General features: G+C 45.7%; 12 protein-coding genes. 4 read left to right on the top strand and 8 right to left on the bottom strand.

The window, feature by feature from the left end; all coding sequences use genetic code 11:
• Nucleotides 1–153 precede the first annotated feature (153 nt).
• From B3V51_RS02575 to B3V51_RS02560, 4 genes are all read right to left on the bottom strand, one after another.
• Nucleotides 154–729: a VOC family protein gene (locus B3V51_RS02575; protein WP_286707914.1), complete on the bottom strand. Its 576-nt coding sequence runs from the start codon at nucleotides 727–729 to the stop codon at nucleotides 154–156.
• Nucleotides 730–856: 127 nt separating this feature from the next.
• Nucleotides 857–2,146 (bottom strand): fumarylacetoacetase, encoded by a 1,290-nt coding sequence (gene fahA, locus B3V51_RS02570; protein ID WP_071001499.1) that lies wholly within the window; start codon nucleotides 2,144–2,146, stop codon nucleotides 857–859.
• Between the two features lie 200 nt (nucleotides 2,147–2,346).
• On the bottom strand, nucleotides 2,347–3,543 hold the full coding sequence (locus B3V51_RS02565; RefSeq protein ID WP_286707913.1) for an aromatic amino acid transaminase: 1,197 nt from the start codon (nucleotides 3,541–3,543) through the stop codon (nucleotides 2,347–2,349).
• A 157-nt stretch (nucleotides 3,544–3,700) separates the two neighbouring features.
• Nucleotides 3,701–4,648 (bottom strand): LysR family transcriptional regulator, encoded by a 948-nt coding sequence (locus B3V51_RS02560; protein ID WP_093069235.1) that lies wholly within the window; start codon nucleotides 4,646–4,648, stop codon nucleotides 3,701–3,703.
• A gap of 161 nt (nucleotides 4,649–4,809) precedes the next feature.
• Between B3V51_RS02560 and hppD the strand changes: the two genes are divergently transcribed.
• From hppD to B3V51_RS02540, 4 genes are all read left to right on the top strand, one after another.
• Nucleotides 4,810–5,925 (top strand): 4-hydroxyphenylpyruvate dioxygenase, encoded by a 1,116-nt coding sequence (hppD, locus tag B3V51_RS02555; RefSeq protein ID WP_093069189.1) that lies wholly within the window; start codon nucleotides 4,810–4,812, stop codon nucleotides 5,923–5,925.
• A 141-nt stretch (nucleotides 5,926–6,066) separates the two neighbouring features.
• Complete coding sequence (phhA, locus tag B3V51_RS02550; protein ID WP_083328803.1) at nucleotides 6,067–7,008, top strand: phenylalanine 4-monooxygenase; 942 nt, start codon at nucleotides 6,067–6,069, stop codon at nucleotides 7,006–7,008.
• Nucleotides 7,009–7,123: 115 nt separating this feature from the next.
• Nucleotides 7,124–7,465 carry a 4a-hydroxytetrahydrobiopterin dehydratase gene (locus B3V51_RS02545; RefSeq protein WP_058024261.1) on the top strand — a complete coding sequence of 114 codons (342 nt, stop codon included), beginning with the start codon at nucleotides 7,124–7,126 and terminating at the stop codon, nucleotides 7,463–7,465.
• 102 nt (nucleotides 7,466–7,567) lie between these two features.
• Nucleotides 7,568–8,974: a Na+/H+ antiporter NhaC family protein gene (locus B3V51_RS02540; protein ID WP_093069194.1), complete on the top strand. Its 1,407-nt coding sequence runs from the start codon at nucleotides 7,568–7,570 to the stop codon at nucleotides 8,972–8,974.
• Between the two features lie 75 nt (nucleotides 8,975–9,049).
• Here B3V51_RS02540 and B3V51_RS02535 read toward each other — a convergent pair whose 3' ends face one another.
• The 4 genes from B3V51_RS02535 to B3V51_RS02520 form a co-directional block, all read right to left on the bottom strand.
• On the bottom strand, nucleotides 9,050–9,796 hold the full coding sequence (locus tag B3V51_RS02535) for a siderophore-interacting protein (RefSeq protein WP_093069197.1): 747 nt from the start codon (nucleotides 9,794–9,796) through the stop codon (nucleotides 9,050–9,052).
• A gap of 184 nt (nucleotides 9,797–9,980) precedes the next feature.
• Nucleotides 9,981–12,239 carry a TonB-dependent siderophore receptor gene (locus B3V51_RS02530; RefSeq protein ID WP_093069199.1) on the bottom strand — a complete coding sequence of 753 codons (2,259 nt, stop codon included), beginning with the start codon at nucleotides 12,237–12,239 and terminating at the stop codon, nucleotides 9,981–9,983.
• A gap of 124 nt (nucleotides 12,240–12,363) precedes the next feature.
• Nucleotides 12,364–14,148 carry an ATP-binding cassette domain-containing protein gene (locus B3V51_RS02525; protein ID WP_071001504.1) on the bottom strand — a complete coding sequence of 595 codons (1,785 nt, stop codon included), beginning with the start codon at nucleotides 14,146–14,148 and terminating at the stop codon, nucleotides 12,364–12,366.
• A 211-nt stretch (nucleotides 14,149–14,359) separates the two neighbouring features.
• Nucleotides 14,360–16,681 carry a TonB-dependent receptor gene (locus tag B3V51_RS02520; RefSeq protein ID WP_286707912.1) on the bottom strand — a complete coding sequence of 774 codons (2,322 nt, stop codon included), beginning with the start codon at nucleotides 16,679–16,681 and terminating at the stop codon, nucleotides 14,360–14,362.
• Nucleotides 16,682–16,788 lie beyond the last annotated feature (107 nt).

The raw sequence follows: 16,788 nt of genomic DNA, 5'->3' as shown, positions 1-16,788 counted from the left end.
CGTTTAGCCTACTACTGTAGTACTTGCACTCGTCTGCCTTGTACCACTTTTAATATTGATTGACTATATTTTGAACTGATCACTACTTATCTAATTTCAAAGTAATGATTGATAGATAATGTAAAAAAGGTAGCAAGTAGAAAGACGACGCAGTTACTCTCCGACAGGCGCAATGTCACGGGCTTCAGCGAACTCATCACTGTGTAAAAACTGTGTGTGGGCTGGGGCGCGTTTGGTACGAGACCATTCATCTATCATGTCGTGCTTGATGGCGTCTGTAATCATCGAGACTTTGTCCTCTGAGGTCGGGTCGTCATAGGTCAACTCGAGACGATGCCCATTAGGATCAAAGAAATATATCGAGTGAAAGATACCGTGATTGGTCACGCCAATGACATCAATACCTGCACGTTCTAGTTGTTCTTTGGCGGCCATCAGCTCATCACGATCTTTGACTTTGAGCGCCAAGTGTTGCACCCAGTTTGGAGTATTGGGGTCAAAGCCCATTTCAGGCTGGTTGGGCACTTCAAAAAACGCCAATACATTACCATTACCAGCGTCCAAAAAGACGTGCATATAGGGGTCAAAGGCTTTGGTTGAGGGTACATGGTCTTCTGCAAATGCCAAGATAAAATCCATATTGAGGTTTTTTTTATACCATTCGACCGTTTCTTTGGCATCCTTGCAGCGATAAGCCACATGATGGATTTTTTCAATTTGAAAGCTCATATTCAACTCCTTTTGATAAGGCCTAGTGTGAATGTAAGAGGAACGATGCCCGTACTAATAGACCAAATGTCATGATGGTTCTAACGGCTCAAATCTACTGTCACTACGCCTTTTGTCTATGCAACTATTATTCGTTAAAATCGAAGCTAAGCGCGGGCAGTACTTTGCCTTGTACTTCACCGAACCCAACACGCACGCCATCTTTTTCGCTATAGCCTTTCATAATGACGGTATCGCCATCTTCGATGAAGGTGCGCGACTCACCGCCCTCAAGTGCTACGGGTTTGGTGGCATTCCAAGCGATCTCTAGCATCGAGCCATAAGAATCAGGCGTTGGCCCTGAGATTGTGCCCGAGCCCATCATGTCACCGACTTCAACTTTGCAGCCAGTGATGGTGTGATGCGTCAATTGCTGCGCCATTGACCAATACATGTATTTAAAATTGGTCTCGCAAATAACCGTAGCCGTTTTTGCATTTTCAGGCAGTAGCTCGACCGACAGATTGATATCAAAGCTGCTCTCTTTGTCTTTTTCATTGAGATAAGCCAGTGGTTCAGGCTCTTGAATTGGGCAAGCGGTGCTAAATGGTGCCAATGCATCCATCGTGACTATCCACGGAGAAACTTGCGAGGCGAACGTCTTGGCATTAAATGGGCCTAAAGGGACATATTCCCACTTTTGGATATCTCGAGCCGACCAGTCGTTGAGCAGTACCATACCAAAGATATGATCAGCGGCATCGTCTACGGCGATTGGTTGACCGATATGGTTGCCTTTACCAACGACAAAAGCGGTCTCGAGCTCAAAATCTAGGCGCTGACAGGCGGAGAAAACAGGACGCTCATCAGGGTTAGGCTTTAGCTGTCCTGAGGGACGTACGATATCAGTTCCACTAGCGATGACGGTGCTGGCGCGTCCGTTATAACCGACAGGCATTTCCGTCCAGTTGGGTAGCAGGGCATTGTTTGGATCGCGGAACATCGTACCGACATTGGTCGCATGCTCTTTAGAAGAATAAAAATCGGTAAAGCCCGGTACTTGAACAGGTAGATGCATGGTAACGTCTGCTTGCTTGAACAGCGCCTTTTTTTGCAGATCGGCATTGTCACGTAAGTCGCTGTTGTCACTAGACAGTAGCGACTGAATGGTCGTGCGCGCCTGCGTCCAGTTGTCTCGACCAGAATCAATAAAAGCGTTTAGCGTCGACTGATCAAAATAAGGCCCGCCATTTAGGCTCAGTAATCCTTCTGACTCTAGCACAGACAAGTCTAGTACCTGATCGCCAATGGCAACGCCTGCACGGCGCGCACTATCTTTAGTGTCGCTAAAAATACCATACGGCAGATTGTGGATGGAGAAGTCAGAGTCCGCTTTGATGTCGATAAAAGAGGTGAGAGTACTGTCAATCGTTGACATGCTTTGCTCCTTGCTAAAAGTATTATTTAATTACGTTATAGTTAATTATTTACTTATAATGTAATTTATTGATATGTTGATTGCAAGTTTTTTTGTGCCATGTCTTTTGCTTACTGATTGATAAGACAAATCCTAAGCACAAAAAAAGGCCAAGCAATCGCTCAGCCTTTTTTATTTTTTAGTCTATATGTCTGATTAATTTAGTCTTTTAAAACGTCTGCCATCGCATTGGCGACAGAGTCGATGTTGCTGGTATTTAGACCTGCGACACACATACGAGAGTTGGATACCATGTAAATACCAAACTCACTTTGTAGGCGCTCGACCTGCTCAGGCGTCAATCCAGTAAAGCTAAACATACCGTTTTGACGCGTGATGTAGTCAAAGTTACGGTTGGGAATTTTGGCTTCTAGTACCGATTTTAGCTTTAGGCGCATGGCTTTGATACGATCACGCATCGCATAAACCTCGCCAACCCACTGCTCATGTAGGGCGTCATCGTTCATGACGATATCAACCACATGACCACCATGTGATGGCGGGCTTGAATAGATACGGCGTACCATCGCATTTAGCTGACCGAAGACGCGCTCAGCTTCGTCTGCGGTAGGGCATACGACCGACAGACCGCCAACGCGCTCGCCATATAGCGATAAATTTTTAGAGAATGAGTTGCTGACAAATAAAGGCAAGCCCATCTCAACGGCTTTACGAATGGCGTAAGCATCGCTGTCCATGTCCTCGCCAAATCCTTGATAAGCGATATCCATGAATGGAATCAATTCATGCGCTTTGATGACGTTGAGCACGGTATCCCATTGTGCTTGGGTCAAATCCATACCTGTTGGATTGTGGCAACAAGGATGTAGCAAGATGACATCGTGTTTGTTCAATGTTTCAAAAAACGCAATCATCTCATCAAATTTGATGCTGCTATTGGCTTTGTCGTAGTACGGGTATTTACCCACTTCAACGTCAGAGCCTTCAAAGATAGCGATATGATTGCCCCATGTTGGATCGCTCACATAGCACTTGGACTGTGGGAACCATTGGTGAATAAATTCAGCACCGACTTTCAGGGCGCCAGAACCGCCGATAGTGGCGGTGGTCGCAACCAAACCGTCTTTTAAGATTTGTGCGCCTTTGCCAAACAATAACTCCTGACAGCCTTTGCGGTGTCCAGGCAAGCCTGCCATTGGTAGATAGGGGCGCGGGGCAATAGGATCAGCAATACGCGCTTCGGCAGTTTTGACACAGTCGAGTACAGGCAGTACGCCACTTTCATCGTAATAAATACCAATGCCTAAATTAACTTTATTGGGATTATTGTCCGCTGAGTATTTTTCCATCAGCCCTAAGATTGGATCGCCAGCGTAATAATCGATACGTTCAAACATGCCATTTCCTTATAAGAATATAAACCAAGCAGCCGAAAATCATAGAGCAAATTGCTGATGAACTCAACACGCGAGTGCGTTATCTTGCGCAATTAATAAAATAAATCACCAAATAGCTTATCTCTTTGTCTAGCAGATGAGCTTGTGGTGTGATGCATCACTTCATCGACAGCGTTTCAGGCTGATGCAAGTCGTTGTAGTGGGTGGCAAAGTAGGTCTGCAAAAACTGCTTAAAGGCGATGGTTGCAGGAGACAGCGCCCGTGAGGCACGCTGATAGATAAAGAACTGGCGCATTTTTATAGGCTGCGTCAATGGGCGCATTTGCAAGCCGTTGGCGCTGACCCAATCGATGACCTCAGGCATATATGGGAGGCATAAGGTAATGCCGAACCCTTGGCGGGTCATCTCAAGCGCGGTGGACATAAAGTTGACTTTGTAGCGCGCTTGCTGAATCTGAGCGGCGATAGCGTCATCCAGCTCGACTGTCACCTGCTCAAGAAACGGGCCTTGTAGAGTGATAAGTGGAATATCAAGCAACTCCTGCCAAGTGATTTCGTCTTTTTGCGCCAGTGCATGATCGTCTGGCATAACCACGCAAAACGGCAGCTTGTATAACAGATCAGCACCGATATCATCTTCAGTTTCTATAAAACCAAGTTCAGTACCAACCCCCAAATCGACCTCGATGTCTTGAACATGCTTGAGCAAATTTTCTGCTGAGCAATCCAATAGCGACACCCCGATATTTGGATATTCCTTAGCAAATTGCGCGATGACGGCGGGCAGGGAGGATGCCGCAAACTGCGACACCGCTAAGCGCACCTGACCTTGCGCCAAGCTGGTCAAGCTACTTGCTTCGTTTTCGAACAGCTGCATCTCATTCAAGATACGCCGCGCTTGTGGCAGCAGATGGCGTCCGACAGCGGATAGCGACAACTGGCGGGTAGTACGGTCAAATAACACGATGCCAAGGCCAGTCTCCAGCTCTTTGATCAGTCCGCTAACAGCAGATTGGGTGAGATACATCTGTTCGCTGGCACGAGTGAAGCTGCCGTTGTCAGCGACTTTGATAAAAGCGGTCAGTTGACGAATGCTGATATTCATAAGTAAACCTGATAAATAAATCATAAAAAACAATTAGTCTTATAAATAAAGCTAATCTAATATAAATACAACGTCAACAATAAAGATTGATTATCAATCGTTTTATCGCATTTTATTACTAATCGACTTTTTACCACCAATTGACATTAAGGATGATTGCAATGGCAGATTTATTTGACAACCCAATGGGACTAAACGGGTTTGACTTCGTCGAGTTTGCTTCTCCGCAGCCTGATGCGGTCGATGCATTGTTTAAACAGCTTGGATTTGCCCATGTGGCCAATCACAGATCAAAAGATGTGGCGCTATATCGCCAAGGTGACATCAACCTAATCTTAAACCGTGAGCCAAGAAGCCCAGCCAGTTACTTCGTCGAAGAGCATGGCGCTGGTGCGTGCAGCATGGGTTTTCGGGTAAAAGATGCCAAAAAAGCCTACGAGCGTGCGGTGGAGATGGGTGCGCAGCCAGTAGAGGTGCCAACAGGCGTGATGGAGCTGAGACTGCCAGCGATTAAAGGTATCGGCGGCTCACTGATCTATTTGATTGACCGTTATAAAGACGGCGAATCTATCTATGATGTTGACTTTGAGTTTTTTGCAGATATCGATAGAAACCCTGTCGGATATGGTTTCAAAGTCATCGATCACCTCACGCACAACGTTTATCGCGGCCGCATGGCGTACTGGGCAAAATTCTATGAGCGTATCTTTAATTTCCGCGAGATTCGCTATTTTGATATCAAAGGCGAGTACACGGGGCTGACCAGTAAGGCCATGACTGCCCCTGATGGCAAAATCCGTATTCCGCTCAACGAAGAAGCCAAGCAGGGCGGTGGTCAGATCGAAGAGTACTTAATGCACTTCAATGGCGAGGGGATTCAGCACATTGCGCTCGCCAGTGATGATCTGTTTGCCAGTATCGATATGCTAAAAGCCGCCGGTATTCCGCTTATGACTGCACCAAATGCAGCCTACTACGAGATGCTGAGCGAGCGCTTACCAAACCATGGTGAAAACGTTGCTGACTTGCAAACGCGCGGTATCTTGTTAGATGGTACGACAGAGGGCGGCGCACCGCGTCTGCTACTACAGATTTTCTCTGAAACCATCTTGGGTAGCCCAGTGTTTTTTGAATTTATCCAGCGTAAAGGGGATTATGCAGACGGTTTTGGTGAAGGTAACTTTAAAGCCTTGTTTGAATCCATAGAGCGCGACCAAGTGCGTCGTGGCACGGTCGGTCAGCAAGAGACCAATCAATCAGAAACAGAAACGCCGTAGATCACACTACATTTAAAAAAAATTTAAAAAACAAACGGACAAGGCAAAAGGATTTTGGCTTGTCCTGCATGAGTGACTGATATTAGCCACTGACTAATCAGTATGAGTGCAAATATTCACTGCGATAAAAGGAACACAGGCATGGAACGCCTCTCACAGATAGATTCTCCTAATACAGCCATCGGTGCCAATAGTTCTGTAGCCAAGCAGCAAGGCGGTGATGCATCTGCTCATCATAATGCGACCGATAAAAAGCAGCCCTATATCTCACATCAGTCAGATAGCCATGGTCATATTCATTATAGTGATGATGAAAATGCAATGTGGCAGGCGTTGCTTACGCGTCAAGCTGAGCAAATCCCTAACCGCGCTTGTCCTGCCTATCTAGAAGGTTTGACGAAGCTAAACTTGCCAACGACGCATATCCCGCAGTTGCATGATATTGACGAGGTATTGCAAGCGACCACCGGTTGGCAAACCGCAGCGGTGCCTGCATTAATCAGCTTTGGCAAATTCTTCAAACTACTGGCCAATAAATCCTTTCCTGTGGCAACGTTTATTCGCCGATTTGAGGATATGGACTATATCGAAGAGCCTGATATTTTTCACGAAATCGTTGGACACTGCCCGCTATTGACTCATCCAGCCTTTGCCGCATTTAATGAGACGTATGGCAAGCTGGGTCTGAGTGCAACGAAAGAGGAAAGATGGTTTTTGGCACGGCTCTATTGGTTTACCATTGAGTTTGGCTTGGTCGGTAGTCAGCCTAAAGACCGTAGAATCTACGGCGGCGGTATATTAAGCTCGCCTTCTGAAACCATCTATGCTCTTGATCAGACATCGTATGCCCAGCCAGAAACCCAAATACAACCCAAGCCTACACAGCAGCCTGAACACCGCGCATTTGATTTGCTTGATGTGTTGCGTACGCCTTATCGTATCGATCAAATACAGCCGATTTACTATGTGATTGACGAATTAGATACGCTATTTGATATCGTTGATAGCGACATCATGGGGACGGTCAAGCAGGCGATGTCACTTGGGTTATTTGAGCCGACCTATCCAGAAAAATCCCATTAAAATTTTATAAACATCCGCTCTACTACATAAGGACATAGCAGTGGAGTGGCGTCAACAAACCTCAGTATCACAAATCAGCATCACAAAACAATAAACTCGATAAAAGGACATTATCATGACAGTATTATCACAAAGCAGTTGCGAAGCTTGCCGTATTGGCGCACCAAAAGTCGACGAGGCCGAGGCACGCGAGCTATTGACACAAATTCCTGATTGGTCATTGATTGAGGTGGAGGGTATTCAGCAGTTGCAGCGTCAGTACAAATTTAAAAACTTCGTCGCAGCGATGGATTTTGCCAATCAATTGGCAGACATTGCTGAAGCAGAAGGGCATCATCCCGGCATATTGGTAGAGTGGGGCAAAGCGACCGTCACATGGTGGTCACATAGTATCAAAGGGTTGCATCGTAATGACTTCGTCATGGCGGCTAAAACCGATGCGTTACTTGATAAGTAACGCATCAGTCATTCGGTTATTCACTAGCAAACCAGTTCTCTAACTCTTCCAAACTCAAACCCAATCTAATGCCAGCTTGAGCTGGCATTTTAAGGATGTGTCATGCCACCAAAACCGCTCACCCAGATCAGCGCCAAGCTTGCCTTTATTATCTCAGCCATCGTCATCGCCATCATGGGTATTACCATGATTGGCTTTGGTTGGGTGCCGCACCTGTCTCTTATCCTTGCCATTTGTGTATTGCTGGCTATCGGTATGACCAAAGGTCTGAGCTTTAACGACATGCAAGCACAAATGGCCTCAGGCGTCATGCGCGGTATCGGCGCCATCTATCTATTCTTCTTTATTGGCCTCATGGTCGCCGCCCTCATGATGTCAGGGGCCATACCCACCTTGATGTACTTTGGTTTTCAGCTCATCTCTCCTGAGTATTACTATATCTCCGCCTTTATCCTCACCTCTATTATCGGTATCGCCCTGGGCAGTAGCTTGACCACTGCAGCTACCTTGGGTGTAGCCTTTATCGGCATGAGTAATGCCTTTGATGCCAATGTGGCGATAGCGGCTGGGGCGGTGGTATCAGGTGCGTTCTTTGGTGATAAGATGTCGCCCTTGTCGGATACCTGTACCATTGCGTCCTCTGTGGTCGGTATTGATCTGTTTGAGCACATTCGCAATATGATGTATACGACAGTACCTGCGTGGATACTGACAGTAATTTTGTTCTGGATATTCTCAGGTCAGACCGTCAGTGCTGATCTGAGTCAAGTGACCATACTACAAGGACAGCTGATTGACAGTGGCTTGGTGCATGGGTATTCGGTACAGCCCTTTGTGATATTGGTTGGATTGGCATTGTTTCGGGTCAATGCGATTTATACGATTATCTGTACGATTGCCGCGGCGCTGATCATTACTTATATGCACAGCTCACCCAGCTTTGGTCAATTAGGTGGTTATCTGTTTGCCGGCTATGTCCCTGCTGAGTCATTAGAGCTGGGTGAGGTGGGTGGTATGCTGTCGCGCGGCGGTGTACAGAGTATGTTCTTTACCCAAGCGATTGTGATACTGGCATTGAGTTTGGGCGGGTTACTAACAGCACTAGGGATTCTACCTGCACTACTGTCTGGTATTAAAGATACACTGACGACATCAGGACGGGCGATCTTTGCGGCGGCCATGTCGGCACTGAGCATTAATGTGCTGATCGGGGAGCAGTATTTGAGTATTTTATTATCCGGTACGGCATTTCGGTCAACGTTTGAGCGTTTGCACCTGCATCCGAAGAATTTGTCTCGGACGATTGAGGATGCAGGGACGGTGATTAATCCATTAGTGCCATGGAGTGTGTGCGGGGTGTTTATCAGTCAGGCGTTAGGGGTGCCAGTACTGGATTACTTGCCCTATGCGTTCTTCTGTTATTTGTCATTGCTATTAACATTGGTGTTTGGCTTTACGGGGCTGACGATTAGCCGAGTGGATAAAGAAGCAAAAGTCGTCGAAGCATAATAGGTGATGATTTATAAAAAGACGCGGCTTATATAAGCTGCGTCTTTTGCATTTAAATATTCATTAAATAAGCTTTTATAGATCTGCTGTTAGGGCATCCTGATTTTTCACCACTTTATGCTGATCCTCTGTGCTATCGACTTTCCAATAACTAGACACATATAGATGCGTCTTTGGTACGTCGCGCTCAACTTTGAAGTATTGGCGCAATACTCGCATACTATGAAACTCGCAAGCCGCCCAAACCGCGGGCTGTCCCTCAAGCCAAGTCAGTGATTTGACGCAGTCAAGTAATGGACTGCTGTCTGCATTTGGATGAGGGTTGACCACCCATTGAATCTCGACGTTATCTGGTTTTTTGAGTGTTTGCTGGTCTGCTGTAGTCGTCACTTCAAGCACGGCATAGCCGCGAGAATCGGCAGGCAATTGTGCCAAATTGACCGTGATCGCTGGCAATGCTGTCATATCACCGACCAATAAAAACCAATCGGCGTCATTGTTGATGAGTTTTTTTGGGCCAGGGCCGCCCACCAATATTTGATCGCCAGCTTTAGTGTTGCGTGCCCATATCGACGCAGGGCCTTCAGCCTCATGTAATGCAAAATCAACGTCTATCTCATCATCACGCTGAGCGATGATGGTATAGGTACGCATCAATGGCTTGATGTCGTCGCCTTGAGGAAATATCAGTTTGATATAAGCGCTTTCTTGATCTGTCGGGAAGTCTATTAAACCTGCACCGCCAAGAGTAATGCGGCACATATTTGGGGTGAGGTATTTGCTACCGATCACATCGAGTAATCTAGGGGTAGGTTTTGCCATTTGCTATGTCCTTCTTTTTTAGCATGTAACGATAGTGCGCAAAGCATGGTTTGTTATCATCTGATAGCTTGTAAGGCTAGCATATTACTTTGATGATCGACTGTCTTAAAAATGTATGGGTAAAAATGATTGTAGAAAGTGGATGATTTTATTAGGGCGTGTTGCTAAGTTCAAAAAATCAGGTTTAAAAACTGGCTTTTAGGCTGACCGACATTTCACGCTCAGGCCCCATCCAGCAATTGTTAATATCATAACAAGCACCGACGTAGGTTTTGTCAAAAAGGTTGTTCACACTTGCGCCTAACGTGAGCATCGGATTGATCTGATAACTACCGCCGACATCGACTAACGTCACACTTGGTAGCTCATCTGAATTTTGTTTGTCTAACTGCATCCCACCTTCATAGCGAACACCAGCATTGAGAGTGAGTTTGTCTGTCGCATAGTAGTCGGCCCATAGCGTGGCTTTGTGCTTAGCCGTTTGGGCAGGGGTGTTGCCAACCACGTCAGGGTTGAACTCATCTTTTGTAATCTCAGCGTCGGTATAGCTATAGCTTGCCGCAACATCCACCCAGTCATTGAGCATATGACTGCCTGATATCTCAAAACCTTTTGACTCAATCTCACCGGTCTGAGTTTGGCTTCTATAGTTGATTTCGTCTGCGACCACGACGTTTTTTTGCTTGATATCAAAGACAGCGAGCGTGCCTTTGGTCGCGCGATCTGAGGACAGATATTTGATACCCGCTTCTAGCTGGTCGGCGGTGGTGGGTTTAAACGCTTCATTGGTAATAAAGTTGCTACCAACGACAGGCTGAAACGACTGCGAATAGCTGGCATAAGGCGATAAACCATTATCCAAATCATAAATGGCCGCCAGACGACCACTGGTTTTTGAGGCATCATTATCGATCATTTGTGCATCGTACACCGCGCCTTGTGCGGCTTTGGTCTGCTCAGTGATACTCTCAAACTTATCGTGACGCAAGCCTGCGACCACGGTCAAATCTTGCCACTGCATCTCATCTTGTACATAGAGCCCAAGCTGGCTTTGCTCGATGTCTTCGTCTTGACGATAGGTATCTAGTGGCAGCGTAGCCTTATTTATTTGTGAGAAGTCTGGATTAGATAGGTCAAGGTTTGGCGTACCCGCTGCGCCCGCATCATAGTAAGTCGCGCTACTGTCGGTTTCTTGATACTCAGCACCAAACAATAGATTATGTGAGGTATTTTCAGTATCGAATGTATAAGCCAGCTGGTTGTCTGTGGTCCAGTTTTTCATGCGCTCATCAGTGGTATACGCCACGCGATTGAGAATCGTGTCACTACCATCGACAAACCCGCCACTATTATACATATTGCGCTGCTCAGCTTCGGCATCGGTGTAGCGTAAGATGTGCTTAAAGGTGAGATTGTCATTGATATCCCAGTTTACGGTGACGCTTGGCATCAGTACTTCTTTACTAAAATGATTCCATCGATCTCCTGCATAAGCATCGCTACCCAATTTGCCATAGCTGGCGTTGTAGACCGTACCGACAGCGGGTAGTGGGGTGGATGGCACCATCTCTGGATCATCTTGATAAAACAGATTGGCAAGCATAGAGACATCGTCAGTCGCCTGCCACTCAAGCGACGGGTTAATCAACAATCGCTCTTCTTCGGTGGTTTGCATTTGACCGTCTTTTTGCCGTTTTAATGCCACCAAGCGATAGTTAAGCGTATCGCTGACTGGTCCTGTCGTATCGACCGCTACCTCTTTTAAGTTTTGATTGCCAAGTCGCAGTTGTACTTCGGTTTCTTGCGTGCCCTTTGGGGTTTTGGCGATCTGGTTAACCATGCCGCCCGGTGAAGCATAGCCGTATAGCGAGGACGCTGGCCCTTTCACCACTTCGACCGCTTCAGTCGCATAGACATCGACTTGTGGCATGAGGTTCCAAGCGCCATCGTAGGGCAGTCTCAGTCCATCATAAAAGTTTGAGTAGGTTTTAAATCCACGAATGTTGTACTCATCAAAGATAGAGACTGTACCGCGGCTCTCAGAGCTTATGCCTGGCTCATAACGCAAAGCAGCGTTGACACTATCTGCTTGGCGCTTTTGTAACAGCTCCTGATCGATGCGGGTATAGCTCATGGGCGCATCTTCAGGGTCTAAGGCGGTCTTGGTACCGGTGCTGCGGTAACCATCTGAATAAACGGTAATTGTATCCAAGGTAGCTGATGGTGCTGCCGTCGTATCATTACCCACTTTATTAGTATTAAGAGAATTTTCTACGCTTGTCTCAATCACGTTATTTTCAATATTGTCGACCGTATTGTTTCCGATACTAGTTGGGCTGTTCTCAGCATAGACTGAATGACTTAGACTCATTGCCAAGCCCAGTTGGACGGCTAAAGTTAAACGTTTTTGACGAATGGATTTGGACGTTGAGACAAAGCGCATTATATTTCCTTGTGAGTTGTGATTAGATGTCGAAAACAAAAGAAAATAAATAATAACATTAATGATAATAATTATCATTAATGTTTGAAAATAAATCTTCTCTCAAATGATGTGAAATTCGTTCTTACGCCAACATGGCAATGGCATCTTTACTCGCCCGCTGTCGCTCTTCAGCATTTAACTCAATGAGGCGGCCTTCTTTCATGAGTAACAGTCGATCTGCATGCTCAAAGTAACCATCATCGTGACTGATAATAAACAGCGTTTTACCGAGTGCTTTTAACTCAGGGATTAGGGTTTGATAGAACACGCGGCGAAACGCAGGGTCTTGGTCAGCGGCCCATTCATCAAGTAGCAAGATGTCTTTTTGTTCAGCGACAGCAATAAGCATGGCCAAGCGTTTGCGTTGTCCCTGCGAGAGCTTATCGGTAGACAGCTGGTTGTCAGCCACACTTATTTTATCTTGTAAGTCCAATTTATGCAGCCACGCATTGACCAGTGCTTTGTCTGGCTGCCGTCCTTGTCTGCCAATCAATTGCTTAAAAATATGCTGATCGCTAAAAATGGCAGAATACAGCTGTCTATAATCGGCATTATTCTGTGAATTAACGGGCTGTTTGTCGATGGTTACCGCACCTGTGGTAGGGGTGAAAATGCCTGTAATAATCTTGGCAAGTGTCGATTTGCCGCTACCATTCGCCCCGATCAGAAACACCACATCGCCTCGTCGTAGCGTTAGATTGACGTCTTTTAAAATATTACCAGAGTGATCGCTGTCTTTAGCTATTAATGCCTGAGCACCAGTATCATTGCTATTACTGACACTGCTATTACTGGCATTATCACTGGCATTATCACTGGCATTCGAAACACTGTTATTGGAAACATTGTAGCGATAGTTAACATCAGTTAGCGAGATGGTTTGCCAGTGTTGGCTGGTGTTGTCCGTTCTAAATAAAGGTTGGTACTCAGCCAGTTCTAGCGATTGTATTTTGTCTAGGGCAACTTGAGCCGTCTGTAGTGTTGGATATGCACCGACGGCGTGAAGCAGCGGCGACTGCATAAATAGAATCGTTAAAGAAAAAGTGGTGGCGATGCCCATCGAGATGCCGAGATAATTTGATATGGCAAATATCACCCCAATCGATGCAAACATCATAATATTTGACCAGTTCACCGCTGATAAATGAAAAGTATCAGACTTGGTGACAGTCTTTTCATAGGATTTAGCATGGGCCAAAAAATCATCTGTATACAGTTTTTGTGCTCGGTGTTGGTTAAGTGCCAGCTCTTTACGACCTTCTATAATCGATTGATAATCCTGATATAAGGCGTCATTAATCTCTCTCAACTTTGTCAAATGTGTATAGACATGCTTGACCAATAGGGTGCTTATCCAAATCGTCATCGCAATCCAAAACATGACAATCAGCAGTAATGGTAGCGACAGCCAGCCCAGATATAACCCCACACCAACAGAGAGGATAACGCCTTGCACCAACTCCGGCATCCGAACAAAGGCGACGGTAATAGACTGAATATCTGAGGATAGACTGGCAAGTAACCGCGCACTACCCAAATGATCTATCTGAGGAACGGTGGTATCGATGATTTGTTTGACCAGCTTGGTTCTGAGCTCATAGACAAACTTGTGCCCCAAACGGGTGAGTGCATATTGCGATACAAAGGTAGTCACCAGCAACAGCAGTACGAGCAGAGCAAACTGCCCTAAGCTCGACCACGATAAGGTATTGAACACAGGCTGACTGATAAAGGTTTGGTTGATATAAGCAATGATACCCACACTGACGGCAGCATTGATTAAGTTGAGTAAAATGACTTTTAGAAAGGGCAGACGATACTGTGCCCAAATCATATGATGTAGAGAAACGCTGGCACGAGAGGACATAGTGACTCAGTAATAGTATGGATGTTTGATGGCATAAAAGGGAATAGGTCACACCTAATCCCTTTTACTGAAGTTCGTTAGATAAGTACGTTTTATAGTCAATTCTCTATAAAAGAATTACAGCGTTAACCTCGCTTCAAGTATTACATATACATCTGCACTGGGCTGCCTTGTACTACTTTTAAATTGAATCAACTATAGCTGATATATGTTAAAAATTGAATGTGGCTGACACTTTTAAGGCCGTTGGCTCACCTGCATTTAGATAGCCTGAATCTGCATAACCGCCTACTGACTGCCAATAATCTTCACCCGTGACATTGGTTACCACACCTTTTAGAGTAACGTCTTGTCCTGCTAGCATAGTGCGATAGCGTGCACCAAGGTCTAAGGTCGTATAACCATCAACCTTTAAGGTATTGGCATTATCCGAATAACGAGAGCCTGTGTGGATAATATCGCCCGTTAATGTCAGTCCTTCAACTGCGGCTAAATCATATTCTATGTTAACATTGCTCTGCAAGGTAGGCACACCAATCACTCGATTGCCATCTAATGCACTATCACCGGTGTCTTTTTGTTTGGCACTTAAATAACTGACGCCCGCATTGAGGCGCATGTTTTCACTTGGGCTACCAAAGACAGTCAACTCCACACCTTGATGGCGGTTTTCTCCAGCCGCAGTAAACGTATTTGAGTTGTTGATATAAGCACGTGGTTCATCAGTTCGGAAGACAGCGAGACTACTGCCAATCATGCCATTGTCGTATTTCACACCCAGTTCAGTTTGCTCACTCACGTACGGATCTAGATTTTGACCACCATTAGTGACAGCGTCATTATCGTTAGTTAGAGGCGCTCTTTTACCTGGTGCTAGACTTTCAATATAGTTACCGTAAATCGACCAGTCCATATTCGGTTGATAGACAATACCGATACTTGGGGTCCACTCACTCTTATCGTAATGAGCCGTTTCTGCCTGCGTGTTGGCATCATAGCTGGTGGTTTTTAAGTTCTGATGACGCACGCCTAAAGTAGTTTTTAGCTTATCGTCGAACAGTGATATGGTGTCTGCTAGCGCAAAGCTTTGGAACTGCTTTTCATTGGTTAATTTTGGATCGTCTAAGTTGCCGCCAAACGTAGTTGTACTTGTAAAAGGGACTTCCGTGTAGTCGGTAGGGCGATAAAAATTGGTTGCGAGTTGGTTACCAAAATCAAAAGCATAAGCGCCTTTTTCTTCTTGATCATAGAGGTTTGCGGCCAACACTAAGCTATGAGCCACTTCACCGGTTTGTAATTTACCACGTAGACCAAGCTCGGCGCTTTGTACTTTATCTTCTCGAGTATTGTCAAAGCGATAAACTGTACCCGCACCATCAACGTTGTTGACAGTTAACGTGGCTAGTGAGTTTTCTTCCTCGCCACTTCGCACACCGTAAGCACCATAAGCGGTGATATTGTCATTAAAGTCATATTCTCCTCGAATCGTACCAAAGACATCTTTTTCATCTGAGTACGTCCAAGGCTGCGCCCAATTTTTTGAGCCATCTGGCGCATTTGGTACACTAGACACCCCACCAAGATTGACACTAGGACGAGTCTCTGACAGCTTATTGTCTTGCCAGCCTAAATCTGCTGATAGGCGATACTGATCCCCTCTATAGTCCAAACCAAGTGCAGCCAGACCCAAGGTCGACGACTCATCATCGATAGCACTGTCACCATCTTGATAAGCAGCATTAAAACGAACACCAATAGCATCATCGCTACCAAAGCGATCACTGACATCTACCGCGACCTTACCTTGGTCACCTTGACCATAACCAAGCGTCACTTCACGTAGCGGGTCATTGCCAGCACGTTTTGGTAATAGGTTAATCGTACCACCTGCGTTACCGCCACTAGGTGCGGCACCATTTAGCATGGCAGAAGCGCCGCGTTGGACTTCAACACGCTCAAATAATTCGGTGGCGATATACTGTCGGGGCAAAATACCGTATAAGCCATTAAACATCGTATCATCTGATGTGGTGATAAAACCGCGCATAAAGTAGGCTTCTTGAAAGTTACCAAAACCCCTTGCCACGCGAACAGTAGGATCCTTTTTGAGTAGATCGCCTACACTTTGGGCTTGCTGATTGGTGATATATTCATTGGTGTATGAGGTGGTAGAGAACGGCGTATCCATGATGTCTTGGTTACCCAAGATTCCGACGCGGCTACCGGTCGCAACTTGGCCACCTTCATAAGCATCTGGCAATCCATCCGCTGAAGCATCAGCGCTACTAGTGACGACGATAGTATCAAGTACCACATTAGGAGTGGTTTGAGCATCTACATCATCTGCCTGTGCCCATGCCGATTGACTCGTTGTTAATACGATGACAAAAGTAGATAGACAGGTTGAGCATAGGGTCTTTAAAGAGAGGGGTTTAGTCGATACCAATCTCGAAGGTATAGATACTAATCGTAGAGAAGAACCAGATGCATTCGAAAGATTAAATAACGCAGCAGATAAGCGAGACAGTTGCATGAATATTTCCAGCATGTAATTTAAATCGTTATTATATTGATAATAATTTTCATTATCAATATTATTGCGGAACTAATGCTAAATATATTTTCAGGTTAAAATTCTAA

Origin of the sequence: Psychrobacter sp. UBA2514, assembly GCF_002341255.1 — a bacterium.
GTDB lineage: Bacteria > Pseudomonadota > Gammaproteobacteria > Pseudomonadales > Moraxellaceae > Psychrobacter > Psychrobacter pacificensis.
The sequence above is the reverse complement of the archived record's forward strand: the minus strand, read 5'-3'. Positions and strand labels throughout refer to the sequence as shown.